Origin of the sequence: Cohnella algarum, assembly GCF_016937515.1 — a bacterium.
Classification (GTDB): domain Bacteria; phylum Bacillota; class Bacilli; order Paenibacillales; family Paenibacillaceae; genus Cohnella; species Cohnella algarum.
In genome coordinates this window covers 22,640-41,061 of the sequence record NZ_JAFHKM010000002.1, presented here as the reverse complement: position 1 = coordinate 41,061, position 18,422 = coordinate 22,640, and the positions used below count along the sequence as shown (strand labels likewise).

18 protein-coding genes are annotated in these 18,422 nt (G+C 61.8%); 15 read left to right on the top strand and 3 right to left on the bottom strand.

Annotated features, from left to right (window positions below; all coding sequences use genetic code 11):
* The first annotated feature begins 247 nt into the window (after nucleotides 1–247).
* The 10 genes from JW799_RS00275 to JW799_RS00230 all read left to right on the top strand — a co-directional run bounded on the left by JW799_RS00275 (nucleotide 248) and on the right by JW799_RS00230 (nucleotide 9,230).
* Nucleotides 248–1,132: a LysR family transcriptional regulator gene (locus JW799_RS00275; protein WP_205428186.1), complete on the top strand. Its 885-nt coding sequence runs from the start codon at nucleotides 248–250 to the stop codon at nucleotides 1,130–1,132.
* Nucleotides 1,133–1,316: 184 nt separating this feature from the next.
* The gene (locus JW799_RS00270) at nucleotides 1,317–2,210 is read left to right on the top strand and encodes a transporter substrate-binding domain-containing protein (RefSeq protein WP_176220947.1); all 894 of its coding nucleotides are present in this window, start codon (nucleotides 1,317–1,319) and stop codon (nucleotides 2,208–2,210) included.
* Nucleotides 2,211–2,259: 49 nt separating this feature from the next.
* Nucleotides 2,260–3,054, top strand: a complete 795-nt coding sequence (locus JW799_RS00265) for an amino acid ABC transporter permease (protein WP_080836770.1) — start codon at nucleotides 2,260–2,262, stop codon at nucleotides 3,052–3,054.
* Complete coding sequence (locus JW799_RS00260) at nucleotides 3,044–3,754, top strand: amino acid ABC transporter permease (RefSeq protein WP_080836771.1); 711 nt, start codon at nucleotides 3,044–3,046, stop codon at nucleotides 3,752–3,754. Before JW799_RS00265 ends, JW799_RS00260 begins: the two co-directional genes overlap by 11 nt.
* Nucleotides 3,751–4,503: an amino acid ABC transporter ATP-binding protein gene (locus JW799_RS00255; protein ID WP_080836773.1), complete on the top strand. Its 753-nt coding sequence runs from the start codon at nucleotides 3,751–3,753 to the stop codon at nucleotides 4,501–4,503. The genes JW799_RS00260 and JW799_RS00255 overlap by 4 nt, the downstream gene beginning before the upstream one ends.
* A gap of 22 nt (nucleotides 4,504–4,525) precedes the next feature.
* Nucleotides 4,526–5,554, top strand: a complete 1,029-nt coding sequence (locus JW799_RS00250; RefSeq protein ID WP_205428185.1) for an MsnO8 family LLM class oxidoreductase — start codon at nucleotides 4,526–4,528, stop codon at nucleotides 5,552–5,554.
* Entirely contained in the window at nucleotides 5,551–6,825 is a 1,275-nt protein-coding gene (locus JW799_RS00245; RefSeq protein ID WP_080836777.1) for an amidohydrolase, read from the top strand. Before JW799_RS00250 ends, JW799_RS00245 begins: the two co-directional genes overlap by 4 nt.
* Nucleotides 6,822–7,316, top strand: a complete 495-nt coding sequence (locus tag JW799_RS00240; RefSeq protein WP_205428184.1) for a DinB family protein — start codon at nucleotides 6,822–6,824, stop codon at nucleotides 7,314–7,316. The genes JW799_RS00245 and JW799_RS00240 overlap by 4 nt, the downstream gene beginning before the upstream one ends.
* Nucleotides 7,317–7,327: 11 nt before the next feature.
* A complete protein-coding gene (locus JW799_RS00235) occupies nucleotides 7,328–7,852 on the top strand; it encodes a GNAT family N-acetyltransferase (RefSeq protein WP_205428183.1) in 525 nt (174 codons plus the stop codon).
* Nucleotides 7,853–7,895: 43 nt separating this feature from the next.
* Entirely contained in the window at nucleotides 7,896–9,230 is a 1,335-nt protein-coding gene (locus tag JW799_RS00230) for an LLM class flavin-dependent oxidoreductase (protein WP_205428182.1), read from the top strand.
* An 18-nt stretch (nucleotides 9,231–9,248) separates the two neighbouring features.
* Here JW799_RS00230 and JW799_RS00225 read toward each other — a convergent pair whose 3' ends face one another.
* Genes JW799_RS00225 through JW799_RS00215 form a run of 3 tightly spaced genes read right to left on the bottom strand, consistent with a single transcriptional unit; the run spans nucleotide 9,249 to nucleotide 12,159 of the window.
* A complete protein-coding gene (locus JW799_RS00225) occupies nucleotides 9,249–10,790 on the bottom strand; it encodes a hypothetical protein (RefSeq protein WP_205428181.1) in 1,542 nt (513 codons plus the stop codon).
* Nucleotides 10,780–11,961, bottom strand: a complete 1,182-nt coding sequence (locus JW799_RS00220) for a glycosyltransferase family 4 protein (RefSeq protein ID WP_080836790.1) — start codon at nucleotides 11,959–11,961, stop codon at nucleotides 10,780–10,782. Before JW799_RS00220 ends, JW799_RS00225 begins: the two co-directional genes overlap by 11 nt.
* A 33-nt stretch (nucleotides 11,962–11,994) precedes the next feature.
* Nucleotides 11,995–12,159: a DUF1328 domain-containing protein gene (locus JW799_RS00215; protein WP_080840861.1), complete on the bottom strand. Its 165-nt coding sequence runs from the start codon at nucleotides 12,157–12,159 to the stop codon at nucleotides 11,995–11,997.
* 213 nt (nucleotides 12,160–12,372) lie between these two features.
* Between JW799_RS00215 and JW799_RS00210 the strand changes: the two genes are divergently transcribed.
* The 5 genes from JW799_RS00210 (at nucleotide 12,373) to JW799_RS00190 (ending at nucleotide 18,361) form a co-directional block, all read left to right on the top strand.
* Entirely contained in the window at nucleotides 12,373–12,837 is a 465-nt protein-coding gene (locus JW799_RS00210; protein WP_205428180.1) for a DUF948 domain-containing protein, read from the top strand.
* A gap of 41 nt (nucleotides 12,838–12,878) precedes the next feature.
* Nucleotides 12,879–13,202, top strand: a complete 324-nt coding sequence (locus JW799_RS00205) for a YflT domain-containing protein (RefSeq protein WP_080836796.1) — start codon at nucleotides 12,879–12,881, stop codon at nucleotides 13,200–13,202.
* A gap of 190 nt (nucleotides 13,203–13,392) precedes the next feature.
* Nucleotides 13,393–14,553, top strand: coding sequence for a PP2C family protein-serine/threonine phosphatase (locus JW799_RS00200; RefSeq protein WP_205428179.1), 1,161 nt, complete (start codon nucleotides 13,393–13,395; stop codon nucleotides 14,551–14,553).
* Nucleotides 14,550–17,513 carry a response regulator gene (locus tag JW799_RS00195; protein WP_205428178.1) on the top strand — a complete coding sequence of 988 codons (2,964 nt, stop codon included), beginning with the start codon at nucleotides 14,550–14,552 and terminating at the stop codon, nucleotides 17,511–17,513. Before JW799_RS00200 ends, JW799_RS00195 begins: the two co-directional genes overlap by 4 nt.
* Nucleotides 17,510–18,361: a CheR family methyltransferase gene (locus tag JW799_RS00190; protein WP_205428177.1), complete on the top strand. Its 852-nt coding sequence runs from the start codon at nucleotides 17,510–17,512 to the stop codon at nucleotides 18,359–18,361. The genes JW799_RS00195 and JW799_RS00190 overlap by 4 nt, the downstream gene beginning before the upstream one ends.
* The last annotated feature ends 61 nt before the right edge of the window (nucleotides 18,362–18,422 follow it).

The following is an 18,422-nucleotide window of genomic DNA, read 5'->3' as shown; positions in this document are numbered from 1 at the left end:
CAGGCCTCGCCAGGTTGCGCAAAATCCAGGTCTGTTGAGTTGAGTATCGCCGGCGGTTGACGAACAAACTTCCCTTGGTTTAATATTAACTAAATTAATCGGAATACTAATTATATAGCGAACTTAATCTGGCAGACGACCGGAAAACCGGAGACTGTTTCTCATTCGATATGGGGAGCGGTCTTTTTTGTCATTCACCGGGAATTCCGCAGCGCCGCTTGAAATGCAAGCGCAGGGGGGAGAGGGCATGAACATTGAAAATATGGAAGCTTTCGTCTACGTCATTCATTTCGGAAGCTTCAACAAAGCCGCCGAAGCGCTGTTTCTGTCCCAGCCCTCGGTGACGGCGCGCATCCAGTCGCTCGAACGGGAGCTCGACTGCCGGCTGTTCGACCGGCTCGGCAAGCAGGCCGTGCTGACCGAGGAGGGGAAGCGATTCCTTCCTTATGCCCAGCAGATTTTGCAAACGTACCAGAAAGGACGGCAGCACGTCCAGCAAAAACGCAAGCTCGCGGGCGAGCTGCGCATCGGCTGCACGGTATCGGTCGCCCATTACGTCGTTCCCGAACTGCTGCCGCTTCTCCAGGAGCAATACCCGGACTTGCATTTCAAATTCACGACCGGCGTGACCGACGAGCTGGTCGGAAAAGTGCTGAGCAAGGAAATCGATATCGGCTTCGTGCGCAGCGTCGCCCATCCGAATCTGGCCTCCGTCAAATTTTACGAGGACCCGATCCGGCTTCACGTGTACGAAGGCCACCCGTTCGTCGAAAAGGACGATTTGACCGTCGAAGCGATCGGAAGTCAGCCGCTCGTGTTTTTCGAGTGCGGGGCGCTCGACTGGCAGCGGGTGCATCGGATCTTCGAGTCGCTGAGGCAGCCGCCGAACGTCGTCATCCAGACGGACAATTCGGAAATGGCCAAAAAACTGGTCATGAAAAAGGCGGGCATCTGCTTTTTGCCGTCGATGTGCGTGCGGGGGGAAGTGGCGGAGGGAAGGCTGCTTCCGGTCCATATCCCGGAGACGGCCGGCATTTCGATGCAGACGAACATCGTAACCGCGCAAGGGGAGCACGAGGACATCGTGCGCGCGCTGCTGCGGATCGGCCGCAAGCTGAATTTTGGCGGTTGACCGGTTATTCAATTGTTGCATCGATCGATAGATTTTCTCTATTGTCCCGCGCATTGACGGGCGTCGGCGCCGGGTGATACATTGGATTCCAATAATTCAAACTTAACAAGTAGGAATTATAAGTTATCTTCGAGTGGAGGGGTATATCTTGAAAAAAACGAGAAAAACGCCGTTCCGTCTGTCCATGAACCTGCTGGCGATTTGCGCCGCGGCCGCGCTGCTGGCCGGCTGCGGCGCAAGCAGCGCGGGCCCTAATGCGGCAAGCGGCTCCGGCGCGGGGAACGCCTCCCCGAACGCGGCTTCCGATTCGGCCGGATCGCCTTCGGCTTCGGGGAGCGCCGGCGCGCAGCCTTCGCAGGAAGCGAAGAAAATCATCGTCGGAACGGGAACGCAGTTTCCCAACGTGTGCTTTATCGACGAGAACGGCAAGCTGACCGGATTCGACGTGGAGCTCGTCCGGCTGATCGACGAACGGCTGCCGGATTATGCGTTCGAGCTGCAAACGATGGAATTCACGAACCTGCTGCTCAGCCTGGAAACGAAAAAAATCGACATCGTGGCCCATCAGATGGAGAAAAACCCGGAGCGCGAGCAGAAATATTTGTTTAACAAAGAGCCCTATGCGGCGTGGAAAAACAAAATCGTCGTCGCCAAGGACAACGGCGACGACATTCGGACGCTCGACGACCTGAAAGGCAAGAAGGTGCTGACGACGGCGACGAGCGCGCAGGCGACGATTCTCGAAAACTACAACAAGGACAACGGCGATGCGATCGAAATCGTGTACCAGAACGGAGCCGCGAACGATACGGTGTCGCAAATCGTGTCAGGCCGCGTTTACGCGACGCTCGCCGCGGATTTCGCCCTCCAGCTGATCGATCCCGAGGGACAGCTGAAGACGGCGGGCGAAACGCTGAGCGAAGCCGATATTTTGTTCGTGTTCCGCAAGGACGACCCCGAAGCGCAGCGGCTTGCCGACCGGGTAGACGACGCGATCCGGGAATTGAAGTCGGAAGGCGCCATATCGAAGCTGAGCCTGGAATGGTTCGGAGAGGATTTCACGCAAACCGGAACCTGAAGGGGTCTGCGAATCGCCGCCGGCCCGGCGGTAGGGAGGGAATAGCGGGATGAAGGACCCCGAGCTTCGTTATGTCCTGGAATTTATCCCCAAGCTGCTAGGCAGCTTGCATACGACGCTGCTGATCGTCGCGGCGTCGATGGCGCTGGGACTCGCGATCGGCCTCGTCGTGGCGCTGCCCCGGCTGTATAAGGTGCCGCTGCTGAAGCAGCTGTCGCAATTGTATGTATCCTTTTTCCGCGGCACTCCGATTTTGATTTTGCTGTTTCTGATTTATTACGGCTTGCCGGAGCTGCTCAAGCTCGTCGAGGTCGACGTCAGCCGGACGCCCGTCATTTTCTTCGTTATTTTGACCTATGCGCTCCATTCGGCGGCTTATCTGTCCGAAGCGATTCGCGCGGCGGTGGAAGCGGTCGACCGGGGGCAGACCGAGGCGGCCTACGCGGTCGGGATGACCGGCTTCCAGGCGTTTCGCCGCGTCGTGCTGCCGCAGGCGCTGGCCGTATCGGTGCCGGTGCTCGCCAACCAGGTCATCGCGAACCTGAAGGACACGTCGCTCGCCTTTTCGCTCGGCGTCATGGAGATGACGGGGAAGGCGCAGTCGCTCGTCGCCGCCACGCAGCATTTTATCGAAGCCTATGTTTCGCTTGCGGCCATTTATTTCGTCATTAGCCTCATCCTCGAACGGCTGTTCCGGACGGCCGAGCGGAAGCTGCTGAAATTCGAGCGGCCCGATCGGGAAGCAGCATCGGTCTCGGGACGGGCAACGAGGAAAGTCCGCGGCTTGTTCCGGGGATCCGCCGGCCGCGCTTCATGGAAGGAGGCGCATGCCGATGAAGCTTGACGGAGGATTTATCGCCGAAGCGTTCGTCCGGCTGCTGGACGCGATTCCGACGACGCTGCTCATCACGTTCGTGTCGGTCGCATGCGGGTTCGTCATCGGCACGGTCGCCGCCCTGCTGAGAGTATACGAGGTGCCCGTATTGGGCCGGCTTGCGGCCGCCTACGTCGCGGTCGTTCGCGGCACGCCGATGCTGACGCATTTGCTGATCGTTTATTTCGGCCTCCCGATTCTGATCGACGGAACGGCGCAGGGGCTCGGGCTTGGCTTTCGCGCGGCGTCGATTCCGATGATCGGGTTCGCCTACATTTCTTTTTCGATTACGGCGGGGGCCTACTTGTCCGAGGTGGTGCGGTCGGGGATGCTGGCGGTAAGCCGGGGACAGCTGGAAGCGGCGCTATCGGTCGGGATGACGACGCCGCAGGCGCTTCGCCGGATCGTGTTTCCACAGGCGTTGGCCGCCAGCCTTCCGAACCTGTCCAATTCGGTCATCGGGATGCTGCACGGCTCGACGCTCGCTTTTACCGTCTCGGTCGTCGATATCAACGCGAAGGCGCAAATCGTCGCCGCGACGAATTGGAAGTTTTTCGAGGCTTATTTGGCCGCCGCCGTCATTTATTGGGGCTTGACGATCGCGATCGAGCGCGCGTCCGGTCTCATCGAGAGACGGATCGGCGCCTATAACCGGGGAGGCGTGGCATGATCGAGCTTACGGAAGTGCGCAAGACGTTCGGCAAGCAGGAGGTGCTCAAGGGCATCAACCTGAAGGTGGAAAAAGGAGAAGTCGTCGTCATCGTCGGACCGAGCGGCTCGGGAAAAACGACGCTGCTGCGCTGCATCAATTATTTGGAGAAGCCGACTTCGGGCGAGGTGGCGGTAAGCGGATCGAGGGTTAGCGCCGGCCGGGCGCAGCGGAAGGAAGTGCTGGAGCTGCGGCGCAAGACGACGATGGTGTTCCAGCAATACAACCTTTTCCGCCACAAGACGGCGCTCGAAAACGTGATGGAGGGCCTCGTCGTCGTGCGGAGGCTGCCGAAGGCCGAAGCCCGCGAACGGAGCGTCCGGCTGCTAGAAAAGGTCGGCCTCGGCGCCAAGCTGGACGCTTATCCGAGCCAGCTGTCCGGAGGCCAGCAGCAGCGGGTCGGCATCGCCCGGGCGCTGGCGCCGGAGCCGGACGCGATTTTGCTGGACGAACCGACGTCCGCGCTCGATCCGGAGCTGGTCGGCGAGGTGCTGGACGTCATCCGCAAAATCGCCAGGGAGGGCATTACGATGATCGTCGTCACCCATGAAATGAGCTTCGCGCAGGACGTGGCCAGCCGGGTCGTCTTCATGGACCGGGGAGCGATCGTCGAGGAAGGAACGCCCGCCGAGCTGTTCGCAAGGCCGAAGGAGGAGAGAACGAAGCAGTTTTTGAAACGGGTGCTCCCCGAAGCGAGCTATTCGATTTAGTCCCCGGAAAGGATGATGGAACGTGGTTATCAAACTGGGCATTTTGGATCAAAGTCCTCTCTTCGAAGGGGAAAACGCCTCGGACGCGTTCGCGCACACGCTGGAAATCGCGCGGCTTGCCGAACGGCTCGGCTACGAGCGGCTGTGGGTGTCCGAACATCACGACAGCGCGCAGGTCGCCGGATCGTCCCCGGAGGTGCTGATCGCGTATTTGCTGGCGAAAACCGAGAAAATCCGCATCGGCTCCGGCGGCGTCATGCTGCAGCATTACAGCCCGTACAAGGTGGCGGAAAACTTCAACGTGCTCGCGGCGCTCGCCCCGGGCCGCGTCGAGCTCGGCGTCGGCCGGGCTCCGGGCGGGCTGCCGAATTCGACGAAGGCGCTGCAAAAAGGGGTAGCGGAGCCGACGCCGCTCGAAGGCAAGCTGGCCGAGCTGGAGCAGTACTTGCACGACCGGCTGCCGGAGGATCACCCCTTGCCGGGGCTCAAGGCGTATCCGGCCGTCGACCGTCCCGCCGAGCTGTACGTGCTCGGAACGAGCGTCGCGAGCGCGGAGCTGGCGGCGCAGGCGGGACATCCTTACGTGTTCGCGTTGTTTATCAACGGGGACATCGAGGTTGCGGAGGCGGCGTTTGCGGCTTACAGGGCGAAGTTCGACGGGGGGAAAGGAACGGTCCCCCGCCCGATGTTGGCTTTGTCCGTCATCGTCGCGGAAACGGACGGGGAAGCGGCCTCGCTGGCCGAGGAGATCAAAATCGTGAAGATCAGGCTGGAAAGCGGCCGGACGATCACGGTCGGAACCGTGGAGCACGCCGAAGAGTTCGGGCGCCAGACGAACGAGCGCTTCACGATCGAGGTGCGGGAGGCGGACGTGACGAAAGGGTCGCCGTCGGCCGTCCGCGCCAGGCTGCTGGAACTGTCGGAGCGTCTCGGCGCCGAGGAGATTATCGTGACGACGGGGATCAAGGACTTTGCCCGGCGCAAGCGTTCGTTCGAACTGCTGAAAGAGGCGTTCGCCGAGCTGCCGGCGGGAAGGGAGGAGCGGCGATGAGCGAATCCGCGGTTTATCCAACGCCGACGGCGGAGCTTGCGGAGCGGCTGGTCGCGATTCGGCGGGAGCTGCATGCGCACCCCGAGCTGTCGCACGAGGAATTCCGGACGACGGCGGCGATTCGCGGCTGGCTGTCCGAAGCGGGCGTCCGGATCGCGGACGTTCCGCTTCGGACGGGATTGGTTGCCGAAGCGGGAGGCTTCGCCGGCGGGCCGGTCGTCGCCTTGCGGGCGGACATCGACGCGCTGCCGGTCCGCGAGGAAACCGGGCTGCCGTTCGCTTCGAAGCACGACGGCAAAATGCACGCCTGCGGCCACGACTTTCATGCGGCGGCGCTGCTCGGAGCGGCCTTTCTGCTCAAGGAAAAGGAGCGGGAGCTGCCGGGCACGGTCCGGTTTGTTTTTCAGCCGGCCGAGGAGAAGGCGCAGGGCGCGGGACTGGTGCTGGCCAGCGGGGCCCTGGACGGCGTCCGGGCGATTTTCGGGCTGCACAACAAGCCGGATTTGCCGGTCGGCCGGATCGGGATCAAGGCGGGGCCGCTGATGGCCGCCGCCGACGGCTTCGTCGTCGAGCTGCGGGGCGTCGGCAGCCATGCGGCCGTTCCGGAAGCGTCCGCCGATCCGATCGTGGCGGCTTCCCATGTCGTGGCCGCGCTGCAGACGATCGTCAGCCGCAACGTCGGCCCGCTGCAGAGCGCGGTCGTCAGCGTGACGCGCATCCAGGGAGGAACGAGCTGGAACGTCATCCCGGAGACGGCCGTGCTGGAGGGGACGCTGCGGACGTTCGATCCGGACGCGCGAAGGCTCGTCCGGGAGCGGTTCGCGCAGCTTGCCGAAGGGGTGGCGGCGGCGCTCGGGACGAAAGCGGAGGTTCGCTGGCTCGAGGGTCCGCCGGCGGTGACGAACGATCCGTCCTGGATCGAAACCGCACTTGCGGCCGCCGCGAAAGCGGGGCTTGAGGCGATCGAGCCCGTCCCGTCGCTTGCGGGCGAGGATTTCGCGTTCTATCAGCGCGAAATTCCCGGCGTGTTCGCGTTCGTCGGCACGAACGGCCCGCACGAATGGCATCACCCGGCCTTCGACCTGGACGAGCGGGCGCTGCCGCTCGCCGCGGCCTATCTGGCCGCGGCGGCGGAGGAGGCGCTGCGCCGGTTGGCCGGTCCCCATGCGGCCGGGAACGCTTCGGCCGAACCCGGCGCAGGGACCGGCGAGACTGGCGCGGCAGGCGATCGTTCCGACGGCGGGACTATTTTGCAGGAGGGATTCCGATGAGCTTAAGCCCGAACGAAATCGAGCGTTATTTGAATACGATCAAGCCGCTGCGCGAAGCGGTCGAGGGACTTTCGGAAGATCAGCTGAGACGCAAGCCGGCGCCGGACAAATGGAGCGTGACCGAGGTGCTGTCCCATTTGGCGGATCATCATCTCGTCGTGTCGTTCCGGATCCGGGAAATCGTTTCCGGCTCCGTCGCGAGGCTCCCCGCCTTCGACCAGGACGATTGGGTGAGCCGAACGTTTGCCAACGAAGGCTCGGCGGCGGACATTTTGGATTTTTTCGAGGCGCTGCTCGTTTACAACGGGCTTCTGCTGCGCCGCATCCCCGCCGAATACGGCGAAAAGTCGGCCGTCAATTTCCGCGGCGAGACGGTGACGCTGAGCGGGGTCATCCGCTCTTTTACGGAGCATTTGCAGCGGCATTTGGGCCAGATCGACCGGATCAAACGGGACGATCCGAGTTTGAGCCTGGCAAACGGACACTTTTAGGAGGGGGTCTCATGGCGCAACACGAACTTCGCATTCGCGATGCGGTCGAAGCCGACAAGGAACCGATTCGCGGCGTTTTGCTGGGAGCCTACGGGCAGTACGAAGCCCCGCTTGCCGACAAATGGCCGGCTTACCGGGAATCGATTTTGGCGTCCGTCGAGGGAGACGGCCCGAGGGCGCGGATCGTCGCGGAATGGAACGGGCGCATCGCGGGCAGCGGGCTGCTGTTCGATTCGTCGGAGGCGGCGTACGGGTTGCCCGAACTCGGAATAAACGGGCCGATCGTCCGGTTGCTCGGCGTTTCTCCGGATTTTCGGGGCAAAGGGGTCGCCACCGCGATCCTCGGCGAATGCGCGCGCCGGTCGCGCGAGTGGGGCAGCGACAGCTTGCATTTGCACACTTCGGATATCATGGCGGACGCCGTGAAGCTGTATGAGCGGCTCGGCTTCGAGCGCGCGCGCGACAAGGAGTTCAACAACGGGGAAACGCTCGTCAAATGCTACCGGCTGCGCCTCAAAGAAACCGCCTTCCATTGACGGCGGGCGGATGGATCGGAACAAGCGAAGGAGGAACACGCGAATGGCCAAAAAGCAACTGAAGCTCGGCGCCCTCATCCACGGGGTGGGCGGCAACGTATCGGCGTGGCGGCATCCGGAGGTGCCGGCCGACGCCAGCGTCAGCTTTCCTTTTTACCGGGAGCAGGCGCTTCTGGCGGAGAAGGGGAAGTTCGATCTCGTTTTTATCGCGGACGGACTGTACATCAACGAAAAATCGATCCCCCATTTTCTCAACCGTTTCGAACCGCTCACGATTTTGTCGGCGCTGGCGGCGGCGACCTCCCGCATCGGTCTCGTCGGGACGCTGTCCACCTCGTACAGCCAGCCGTTTACGGTCGCGAGGCAGTTCGGTTCGCTCGATCACATCAGCGGCGGAAGGGCGGGCTGGAACGTGGTGACGTCGCCGCTCGAAGGCTCGGCGCTCAATTACGGCGGCCGCGGGGGCGGGCCTCATCCGTCCCATGACGAAAGATACCGGATCGCCGAGGAGTTCGTCGACGTCGCGAACGGCTTGTGGGATTCGTGGGAGGACGATGCGTTCGTTCGGGACAAAGCGTCCGGGGTGTTTTTCGATCCGGCCAAAATGCACCGGCTGAACCATCGGGGAGAATATTTCAGCGTTCAGGGGCCGCTCAATATCGCGCGGTCGCGTCAGGGAAGGCCGGTGATTTTCCAGGCGGGCTCGTCGGAAAGCGGCAAAACGCTGGCCGCGAAGCAGGCGGACGCGGTATTTACCGGAAGCGAAACGATCGAGGAGGCGAAGGCGTTCTACGCCGATGTCAAAGGGCGGGCGGTCGCGCTTGGCCGCTCGAAGGACGACATCGTCATTCTGCCGGGCATCCATCCGATCATCGGGCGCACCGAGGAGGAGGCCGAGCGCAAATACGAGGAGCTTGCCGGCCTTGTGACGATCGACAAAGCGCTCGATTATTTGGGCCGGTTTTTCGAGCATTTCGACTTCTCGCGCTTTCCGCTTGACGAGCCGTTCCCGGATATCGGGGATTTGGGGCAGAACAGCTTCCGCAGCGGGACGGACAAAATCAAGCGAACGGCCAGGGAGCAAAATCTGACCTTGCGTCAGGTCGCGCTCCGCAGCGCGACGCCGCGCGGCGAGTTCGTCGGCACGCCGGAAAAAATCGCGGACCTCATCCAGCAGTGGCACGAGGAGGAAGCGGGCGACGGCTTTATCGTTCATTCGAGCTTGCCGAGCGGGCTGAACGACTTCGTGGAGCAGGTCGTGCCGATTTTGCGGTCGCGCGGCATTTTCCGCGAAGAGTACGAAAGCGACACGCTCAGGGGGAACCTGGGCGTGCCGATTCCCCCGAACCGCCATACGCTGGAGAGGGTCGGAGGCTGACGGAGCAAACGATTTCGCTTACCCGCGGCGGCAGCATAACGCTTCGGTCATCAAGTACGAGATCGTCGCCTCCGCGCCGCAGTTCATATTGGGGCCGTGCAATTGCAGGCCGTCGAAGCACGCCCCTTCCGCCGGGTCGATCATCGGCACGTGCAGATCGTTGTCGCCGTAAAACCAGGCGAGGCAGCGATCGCGCAATTTCCGCAGCGCCTCGGCATGTCCGTCCAGGCCTGCGGAAGGCGGGGCCGTCCCGCGTCGATCCGCCGCCCGCTCGCCGGCGGCCGCGGCGGAAGAGAGCGCCCGAACCGCATCCATGATGCGGTTGCGGTTGTCCTGCGCGCGTCCGAACGGGGGCGCGCCGCTCTCGGATCGGGCGGCGGCCGCCTCGGCGCCGTAGGCCTCGATCGCGCTTTTCCGGCGAATCGGCGCCAGCGCCGGACGTGCCCGATCCGCCGCCGCGGCCTCGCCCGCGCGAATCGGCGCCAGCGCCGCATCGGCTTCGCCCAACGAGAACGCGGCCCCGCGGCCCCTCGCGGCGGGCGAACCGTCCGGCGCATCCGGCGCCGCCCCGTACAACGTCCGCGAGGCTTCGGTCCGATCCGGCGAAAGCCAGGCGTCCGAACCGGTCGCCCCCAATGCGGCGCTCGTTTCGCTCAGGGCGAGCACGGAGGCCGCCTCGTCCAGCGCCAGCGCAAGCTTGAACATTTCCAGCGGCTGCTGGTCCCAGCGGCTGCTGGCCTCCGGCGAGTGCCAGCTTTCGTTGCCGATCGGACGGTACCAGCCGCTCTCCGAAGCCATCGCCCGATGAAGCGCGTGCAGGCTGGTCAGGCCGATTTCCAGCGTTTTCGCACGATGCGTGATCCGAAAAGCTTTCAGAAGCGACCAAGGAAGCACGCCGTTGCCGTACGTCATCGCGGGCTCGAACCAATGCCAGCGCTCGTCCGAATGCCGAATGTACGAGAGGACGAGCGCTTCCTCCTGCTTCAGCACCTGCTCCCGCAGCCGCTCCGCCCAGCCTTCGGGCAGCCGAATGCGGCCCCGCGCTTCCGATTCCAGCAAATGCGCGCAAGCGGCCAAGGCGAACGCGCGCCCGCGAACGGAATCGATCCGGTCGATCGTCGGGAGCGCCCGATCCAGAAGCGCGAACGCGGCTTCGCGCCGGCCCTCGGGCAGGCTCGTCCAGGCGCAGGCGCACCCCAGGATGGAACGTCCCTGACAATCGTAGGATACGTTCTCGGGCTCCGGGGTCCGGTCGTAGGCGACGTTGTTGTGGAACCAGCCGTCCTCCCGCTGGCACCAAACCAAGAAGGCCAAATAAATATCGGCAAGCTGCGTCAGCTTTTCGAGGTCGCCGGGAGCGAGCAGCTTCGCGCGCGACGGAGCGAGCCACTCCGACACGACCCACAAGGCGCGGGCGTTGTCGTCGGTCGTATAGCCTTCGGCGCGCCGCGGGATGCGGCCTAACGCATGCTCGATCAGCCCGGTGTCGTCGGTCATGCGGCTCAGGTGGCGGAAGGACGGAGCCGCATAAGCCGGTTTTTTCGCGGATTCAGCCGACATCGGCCATGCTCCACGATTTTTTTGCCGCCGCTTTTTCGAGCAGTTCCAAATATTGCGCCCCCGCCTGAGGCCACTGCATGCTGCGGCCGATGTCCGTCATCCATTTCTCGCATTCCGCGAGCAGCTCCGGATAGGTGAACAGCTCGATGATTCTGGTGCTCCAGGCATCCGTATCCCCGTAAGGAAGAAGAAGACCCTCGTAACCCTGGACAAGGTCGACGGCATAATCGTACGGCGTGCTTAAAATCGGGCGTCCGAGCCCGGCGGCGTACGCGAGCGTTCCGCTCGTAATTTGCTGCATGCCCGGATACGGGGTCGCATAGAGATCGCAGGCGGAAATGAGCGCCGCCAGCTCGTCCTCCGGCAAGTACCGGTCGACCATGCGGACATGATGCGTCAGGCCGAGCTCCCGAATCATCGCTTTCAGTTCCTCCCGGTACGCCTCGCCTTCGCGTTTGCGGACTTCCGGATGGGTTTGCCCCGCGATCACATACAGCAGGTCCGGCACCGCCCGGACCGCCGGCGCGACGGCTTTAAGAAGCGACTCCACCCCTTTGCCGCGGCTGAGCAAACCGAACTGAAACAGCACCTTGCGGTTGTCCCAGCCGTAAGCTTTGCGGGTCGCGCTGCGTTCTTTGCCGTTCGGAACCGGGGTTCCGTGAGGGATGAACGAAATTTTCTGCAGCGGAATGCCGAAATGGTCGTGAAGGTATCCGATCGCCCGGCGGTTCATGACATGGATGTAATCGCTCCGCTCGGCAATGGCCGCTTGAACCGACGCATAGGGCTCGGCGGGCTTTTCGAATACCGTATGGAAGGTCGTGACGACCGGCTTTTTCAACCGTTCCAGCAGCTCGATCGCATAGCGGCCGGCGTCTCCGCCGAAAATGCCGAATTCGTGCTGCAGCGAAACGACATGGACCGGGCTGCGGTTGATCGCATCGGCCATGCGGCGATACGCTTCCTTGTCGTTCTTGACGAGCGGGAAATGATAGGGTTCCCCGTAAAGGGAAGCTTCCTCCGGCTCGCACATCGCGACGACCGGATCGAAGGAAGCCGCCCCCTTCGCGGAGGCGACCGCTTCCCTCAAATGATGCGTATAGGTGGCTAGGCCGCATTTTTTCGGCACGTACGTGCTGATATATCCGATTTGCAACGACTTCTTGTTCAATTGAAGCACCTCCGGGAAAAGTAGGGTAACCGATCAGACGTTGCGGCGTCTGCCGAAAATAAGCGATAGAACGAACAGTACGAGAAAGACGACAAACAGCACTTTCGCGATTCCGGTCGCTGCGGCGACGATGCCTCCGAATCCGAAGATGGCGGCGACAATGGCGATGATCAAAAAGACGAAAGCCCAATACAGCATGATGAATTCCTCCTTTGCGTTTCGGTCCGGCCTGCCGTTTAGGCCTTTCGGACCTCGATAACGAATATGTACCCGGCATGGCGAGCGGCTGAAACATCCCGGCTCGCCGTTTTCATTTTTTCGAAAGGGGGTAATCCGATCGTAAGGCGTTCCGACGCCCGTAACGCACGTACCACGCACCCGAAAAGAAAAGGAAGAAAAGGAGAGAGCGCGATGAATACCCAAATCGTATATGCGTTGAGCGCCGCGCTGGTCGCCCTGAGCTTCGCTGCGTTGAGTCTGGTATTGATCAAAACGCTGCTTGCGGCCAGGCAGACGCTCGAATCCGCGAAAACGACGCTGAAACAAGCGGACGAAACGATCGAAGCCCTGCAAGGAAAAGTAGAGCGGCTTGCCGAAAACGCGAACGAAATTTCCGCCGACATCCGAAATAAGCTTCATTCCGCCGACGGCTTGTTCCGCGCGGCCCGCGACGCCGGAGCGGCGGTGCGGGAGACGACCGACGCGGCCAGGCAAATCGCCGCCAGCTTGTCGGGCGCCGTTCGGAGGCAGGCGGCCGCGATCGAACGACGGCCCGACGGCGGGGGCGGTGGATGGAATGGGCGCAGCTCGGAGCGAAGGCGGCCGGCACGATCAAGCAGGCGGCGGAATTGTTTCAAGGCAAGGACAAGCGGGTAGTAAAAGAATGAAGCCAATCAGGATGCAAAGGAGGAAGCGACATGAAAGCTTATGCGAAACTGGTGGATAACGGGCTTGAGGCGTTTGACGCCGTCAACGAGCTGCGGCGCCAAGGGTACGCGGGAGAAGAAATTTACGTGCTGGCGCACGAGACGGAGCGGACGGACCGGCTGGCGAACGCCGCGGACGCGAACACGATCGGAGCCTCGGAGGAAGGCGTGCTTCAATCCGTGGCCAATTTGTTCCGGTCCCGGGGCGACGAGCTTCGCAGCAAAATCGAGGCGATGGGCTTCGACAGCATGGAAGCCGACCGGGTCGAAGCCGAACTGGACCGGGGCAAAGTGCTCGTTATGGCGAAACGTTGACCCGGCATAGCCGGCGCCGGCACACGGGAGCAAGGAATGGAGCGCCCAGCGCCCATTCCTTATTGCCGTGTGCCGTTGCGCATGGATGAAGCGGACTGCCCCGCGCACGTTGCGATATCGCGGTCGATATAACGGTCGGTATCATGGTCATGTTACAATGGACAAAAGCAAAGAGGAGCCGAAAACTCTTATGAGCATATTGGTCGTCGACGATAACCCGATGAATGTGATGGTCGTAGAAGAAATGCTGAAGCGTTCCGGATACGAGGAAGTGGAATGCGCGCAGTCGGCCGAGGAGATGCTGCGGATCCTGCGCGGCACCCCTGAAGAAGGAGGCGCGCCGCCGCGTTCGATCGACTTGATCCTGCTGGATTTGATGATGCCGGCCGTCGACGGAATCGAGGCCTGCCGCATGCTGCAAAGCGACGAACGGCTGCGCGACATCCCGGTCATCATCGTGACGGCGATCGGCGATTCGCGAAAGCTGGCGGAGGCTTTGGACGCGGGGGCGAACGATTACGTCACCAAGCCGATCAATAAAATCGAGCTGCTGGCGCGGATTCGCTCGGCGCTCCGGCTGAAGCGGGAGCTCGATTGGCACAAGGAGCGGGATTTGCGCCTGCGGGAGGAGCTGAATTTGGCCCGGCAGGTGCAGGAAGCGGTGTTTCCGGCCGGCGTCGACGAGGAAGCGTACCGGATCCGGTCGTATTTTCGCGCGTCGGAGGAGCTGGCGGGCGATTTGTACGCGTGGCACGTCCTGGACTCTCACCGGGTCATGATCGCGGTGATGGATGCGATGGGGCACGGCATTTCCTCGTCGCTAATCAGCATGTTCACCGCGTCCGTTTTGAAGGAAGCGATGCATGCCCAAATCCGTCCCGAGCGGATCGTCGGGGAAGCGAATCGCCGGCTGATGCAGCTTCGGTACGGGAACGAGCTCGTTCAATACTACAGCACCGGCATTTGCGCGTGGATCGACTTGAGGGAAGGAACGGTCGAATGCGTGAATGCGGGGCATCCCCCCGGACTCGTCGTTCGCCGCGGAGGCAGGAGAGTGGAGCGGCTCGGGGCGACTTGTCCCCCCGTAGGCGTTTTCGAGAATTTGGCTATCCGTTCCGAAAAGGTGCGGCTGGAGCCCGGAGATACGATTTACTTGTATACCGACGGACTGATGGATTTGTTTCCCGGGGATGCGGAGGAGAAGACGAACGCCCTGATCGAGCGGCTCGCACGGTCCGGCGAGGATGAGGAAGCGCTCGAAGAGCTGCTCGTGCTGGGTTCGCTGGACAAGCGTCCCGACGACCGCTGTCTCGTGCGCGTGGACGTGAAAGGGGTGGCCGAGACAGCGTGAAAATCAAAACGAGGCTCATCGTCGGGTTCGGCATTTTGCTCGTCCTGCTCGTCGGAATCACATCGTTCGGTTACGACCGGCTGAGCCGGATGAACGACCGGCTGGTCCGATTTTACGACGATCAATTCATCAAAGTCCGCGATGCGATCGACTTGCGCAGCGGCATCGACTCCGCCGGCAATTCGGTCAACAACGTTCTGCTCAACATGCTGGACAGCGACGTGTACGCGGTCGAGGAGCTTAACCGGCAGACGGAAACCTACTCCGCGGAGCTGGAAGCGTTTCGCGGCAAGTCGTTCAGCCCGGAGGAGCGGCAGCTCGTGGACGCGGTAAGCCATGAAAGCGGCCGGTACGTCGATTTTTTGAAGCGGTTCGCTTTGCTTGTCGATCAGGGCCAATACGAGGAAGCGTTATCCTTGCAAAAAAGCCAGGGCAGGCTCCTTCAGGAAAACGTCGTGAAATCGCTCGATTCGCTCGTCACGTTCGAGCAGATGACGATGGAGGAAGAACAGGCGCGGACGGAAGAGCTGTACAACGACTCCATCCGGCTGGTGGGCGGCTTGACGGTCGCCGGCATCCTCGCGGGCTTTGGCGTCATGCTGTGGATTTTCCCGCAGATTACGAGGGGCTTGAATTTGCTTGGCCTGATGGCCCGCAAGTTCGGGCAAGGCCGGCTTCGGGGGTTCTCGCGAATCGAAATCAAAAGAAACGACGAGCTGGGAGAGCTTGCGCAGCTGTTCAAGCGCATCGCCATGGACCTGCAAATTCAGAAAGACCGGGAGCGGCTGTACGCGGAAGCCAAAGAGCAGCAGGCTTGGCTCGACGGCCAATTGGCCCGCACGACGGAGCTGCTCAAGGACTTTTCGGATGCCAGGTCGGTCGCCCAATCGTTTATCCATGAGTTCGCGCCCGTTCTGGGGGCGTCTTACGGCGCCGTTTATTTGCGGGAGGAAGCTGGCGGCGGCCTTTATTCGCTGGCGGGAGCTTACGCGCTGAACGATCCGGACGCCGAGCCGGTCGCGAAGGACTTCGCGTTCCGCACGGGAGAAGGCTTGCTCGGACAAGCCGTCATGTCGGGCAAGCCGATCGCGGTCGAGCCGGTGCCGAGCGGGTACGTGCGCATTCGCTCGGGATTGGGAGAAGCCGAGCCCGTTCAACTGCTCCTGCATCCGATCCTGTTCAACCGGCAGCCGATCGGCGTCATCGAATTGGCTTACTTGCGCCCAGCGGCCATGAGCGAGCGGGATTTACTGGAGAAGCTTTGCGAAAAATTCGCCTACATCGTGGCCAATATTCGTTCGCGCCAGCGAGTGGAGGAGCTGCTCCGGGAGTCCCAGGCGCTGGCCGAGGAGCTTCAGGCCCAGTCGGAGGAGCTGATTTCCCAGCAGGAGGAGCTTCGGCAAACGAACGAAAAGCTGGAGGGGCACACGACACGGCTGAAGCGCTCGGAGGAGCGGCTGCAGCGGCAGCAGGAGGAACTGGAGCATACGAATCAGGAGCTGACCGTCAAAACGCTGGCTCTCGAGGAGCAAAACCGGCAGACCGAAAGCAAAAGCCGCGAGGTCGCGAAGGCGAACGCGGAACTGGAGCGCCAGGCGCTCCAGCTTGCGCTGGCGTCGCAATACAAATCCGAGTTTTTGGCGAACATGTCGCACGAGCTGCGGACGCCGCTAAACAGCATGATCATTTTGGCGCAGTTTTTGGAGGAGAACAACGAGGGCAATCTGACCGACAAACAGCTCAACTTCATCCAGACGATCCACTCGTCCAGCAACGATTTGCTGAAAATGATCGACGAAATTCTCGATTTGGCCAAAGTCGACGCCGGCAAGATGGACGTTCAGCCCGAGCCGACGCTGCTGGAGGATATTACGACGAATCTCAGGCATACGTACGAATCGATCGCGGCGAAAAAAGGGCTCGAATTTGCCGTCCTCACCGACGACGACGTCCCTTCCGTGCTGTATACGGACGGCCATCGGCTGAAGCAAATTTTGCGCAATTTGCTCTCCAACGCGCTCAAGTTCACCCCGTCCGGCTTCATCCGGCTTCATATCCGCAGGTGCGAACCGGCGGAGGCGGAGGAAGCGGTCCGGTCCGAAGGACCGTTCGTCGCGTTCGCGGTCGAGGATTCCGGCGTCGGCATTCCGGAAGACAAACGCGAGCTTGTTTTCGAAGCGTTTCGCCAGGCGGACGGGACGACGAGCCGGAAATTCGGCGGCACCGGCCTGGGGTTGACGATCAGCAAGGAGCTGGCCGTTTTGCTCGGCGGATCGATTCGGCTCGAGAGCGAGCCGGGCCGCGGCAGCGTCTTTACGCTGATTTTGCCGGAGCGCTGTCCCGAACGGCAGGAGACGGCTATTTCGGACAGCTTGCTCGATTCGAACATTGCCTTTGTCGCCGCGGCGGCGGAACCGGGCGCCGGGAAGCCGGAGACGCCGTCCGAGCCCGAAGCGGGGCGGGAGCGTTCCGGATCGGAGAGCGAACCCGAAACGCTGCCGGCTGGCCGCGATTCCGGGCCGCAGCCCGACGAACCGCAGGAGGAACGGGCGGACGCCGCGCGCAAACATGCCGGGGATTCCGCATTTGTCGGAAAAACGGTGCTGCTTGTCGACGACGACGAGCGCAATCTGTATTCGCTGACCAGCCTGCTCGAGCATCACCGGCTCAACGTGTTGTCCGCGGAAAACGGCCGCGCCGCGCTGGAGCTGCTGGAAACCGGGCCGTCCGTCGATATCGTGCTGATGGACGTGATGATGCCGGAGATGGACGGGTACGAAGCGATGGCGAGCATTCGCCGGCATCCGAAATGGAGCGGGCTGCCCGTCATCGCGCTGACGGCGAAGGCGATGAAGGATGACCGGAACAAGTGTCTGGAAGCCGGAGCTTCCGATTACCTGGCGAAGCCGGTCCAAATTCAACAATTATTGTCCCTGCTGAAAGTGTGGTTGTCCCGATGAACGAAGCATGGATAGCGCCCGAATATGACGAACAATTGGAAAAGCTGGAAATCGAACTGCTGCTGGAGGGCCTGTTTCGCGCGTACGGCTACGATTTTCGCCATTATGCGTTTCCGTCGCTGCGCAGGCGCATTTGGCACCGGATCGGCCTGGAACGACTGAATACGGTCTCCGCGCTACAGGAAAGAGTGCTGCACGATCGGGAGGCGTTCGACCGGTTGCTTTCCGATCTGGTCATTCCGGTGACGGAACTGTTTCGGGATCCGGGGCTTTTCGCGTATATTCGGGAAAAACTGGCTCCGGCGCTTGGCCGCCTCCCCTTTGCGCGAATTTGGCACGCCGGCTGCGCTTCCGGCGAGGAGGCGTATTCGATGGCGATTTTGCTGGAGGAAGAAGGCATTTTGAGCAAATCGCGCATTTACGCTACCGACATCAACCATGCGGCGTTAAAAACGGCCCGCGACCGGCTCGTCCCGTGCGACCGTTACGAGCAGTACAGGAAAAATTACGAAAGGTCCGGGGGAAAAGCCGATTTTGCGTTGTATGTCGACGGCGATCCGGAGGACGGGTTCACGCTGAAGCGCCGTTTGAACGAAAGGATCGTATTCGCCGAGCACAATCTCGTGACCGACCGCTCGTTTAACGAATTCCATGCGATTTTTTGCCGAAACGTCATGATTTATTTTAATCCGGAGCTTCGCAACCGCGTCCACCGATTGCTGTACGAAAGTTTGGCGGACGGAGGCTTCCTCATTCTCGGCGGAAAGGAATCGATTTCGTTTACGAAATACGAGGACAAATACGAGACGTGGAACGACGAATTCCGCGTGTATCGGAAAATCGGGTAACGTTTCGGACCGAAACGTTTCAAACGATGCGGATAAGGGTAAGGAATACCGATCTTGTTTG

Bases quoted from the DNA above. Each gene is read 5' to 3' on its own strand.
- JW799_RS00275 (WP_205428186.1), top strand. From the start codon at position 248: ATGAACATTGAAAATATGGAAGCTTTCGTCTACGTCATTCATTTCGGA.
- JW799_RS00270 (WP_176220947.1), top strand. From the start codon at position 1,317: ATGAACCTGCTGGCGATTTGCGCCGCGGCCGCGCTGCTGGCCGGCTGC.
- JW799_RS00265 (WP_080836770.1), top strand. From the start codon at position 2,260: ATGAAGGACCCCGAGCTTCGTTATGTCCTGGAATTTATCCCCAAGCTG.
- JW799_RS00260 (WP_080836771.1), top strand. From the start codon at position 3,044: ATGAAGCTTGACGGAGGATTTATCGCCGAAGCGTTCGTCCGGCTGCTG.
- JW799_RS00255 (WP_080836773.1), top strand. From the start codon at position 3,751: ATGATCGAGCTTACGGAAGTGCGCAAGACGTTCGGCAAGCAGGAGGTG.
- JW799_RS00245 (WP_080836777.1), top strand. From the start codon at position 5,551: ATGAGCGAATCCGCGGTTTATCCAACGCCGACGGCGGAGCTTGCGGAG.
- JW799_RS00240 (WP_205428184.1), top strand. From the start codon at position 6,822: ATGAGCTTAAGCCCGAACGAAATCGAGCGTTATTTGAATACGATCAAG.
- JW799_RS00235 (WP_205428183.1), top strand. From the start codon at position 7,328: ATGGCGCAACACGAACTTCGCATTCGCGATGCGGTCGAAGCCGACAAG.
- JW799_RS00230 (WP_205428182.1), top strand. From the start codon at position 7,896: ATGGCCAAAAAGCAACTGAAGCTCGGCGCCCTCATCCACGGGGTGGGC.
- JW799_RS00225 (WP_205428181.1), bottom strand. From the start codon at position 10,790: ATGTCGGCTGAATCCGCGAAAAAACCGGCTTATGCGGCTCCGTCCTTC.
- JW799_RS00215 (WP_080840861.1), bottom strand. From the start codon at position 12,159: ATGCTGTATTGGGCTTTCGTCTTTTTGATCATCGCCATTGTCGCCGCC.
- JW799_RS00210 (WP_205428180.1), top strand. From the start codon at position 12,373: ATGAATACCCAAATCGTATATGCGTTGAGCGCCGCGCTGGTCGCCCTG.
- JW799_RS00205 (WP_080836796.1), top strand. From the start codon at position 12,879: ATGAAAGCTTATGCGAAACTGGTGGATAACGGGCTTGAGGCGTTTGAC.
- JW799_RS00200 (WP_205428179.1), top strand. From the start codon at position 13,393: ATGAGCATATTGGTCGTCGACGATAACCCGATGAATGTGATGGTCGTA.
- JW799_RS00190 (WP_205428177.1), top strand. From the start codon at position 17,510: ATGAACGAAGCATGGATAGCGCCCGAATATGACGAACAATTGGAAAAG.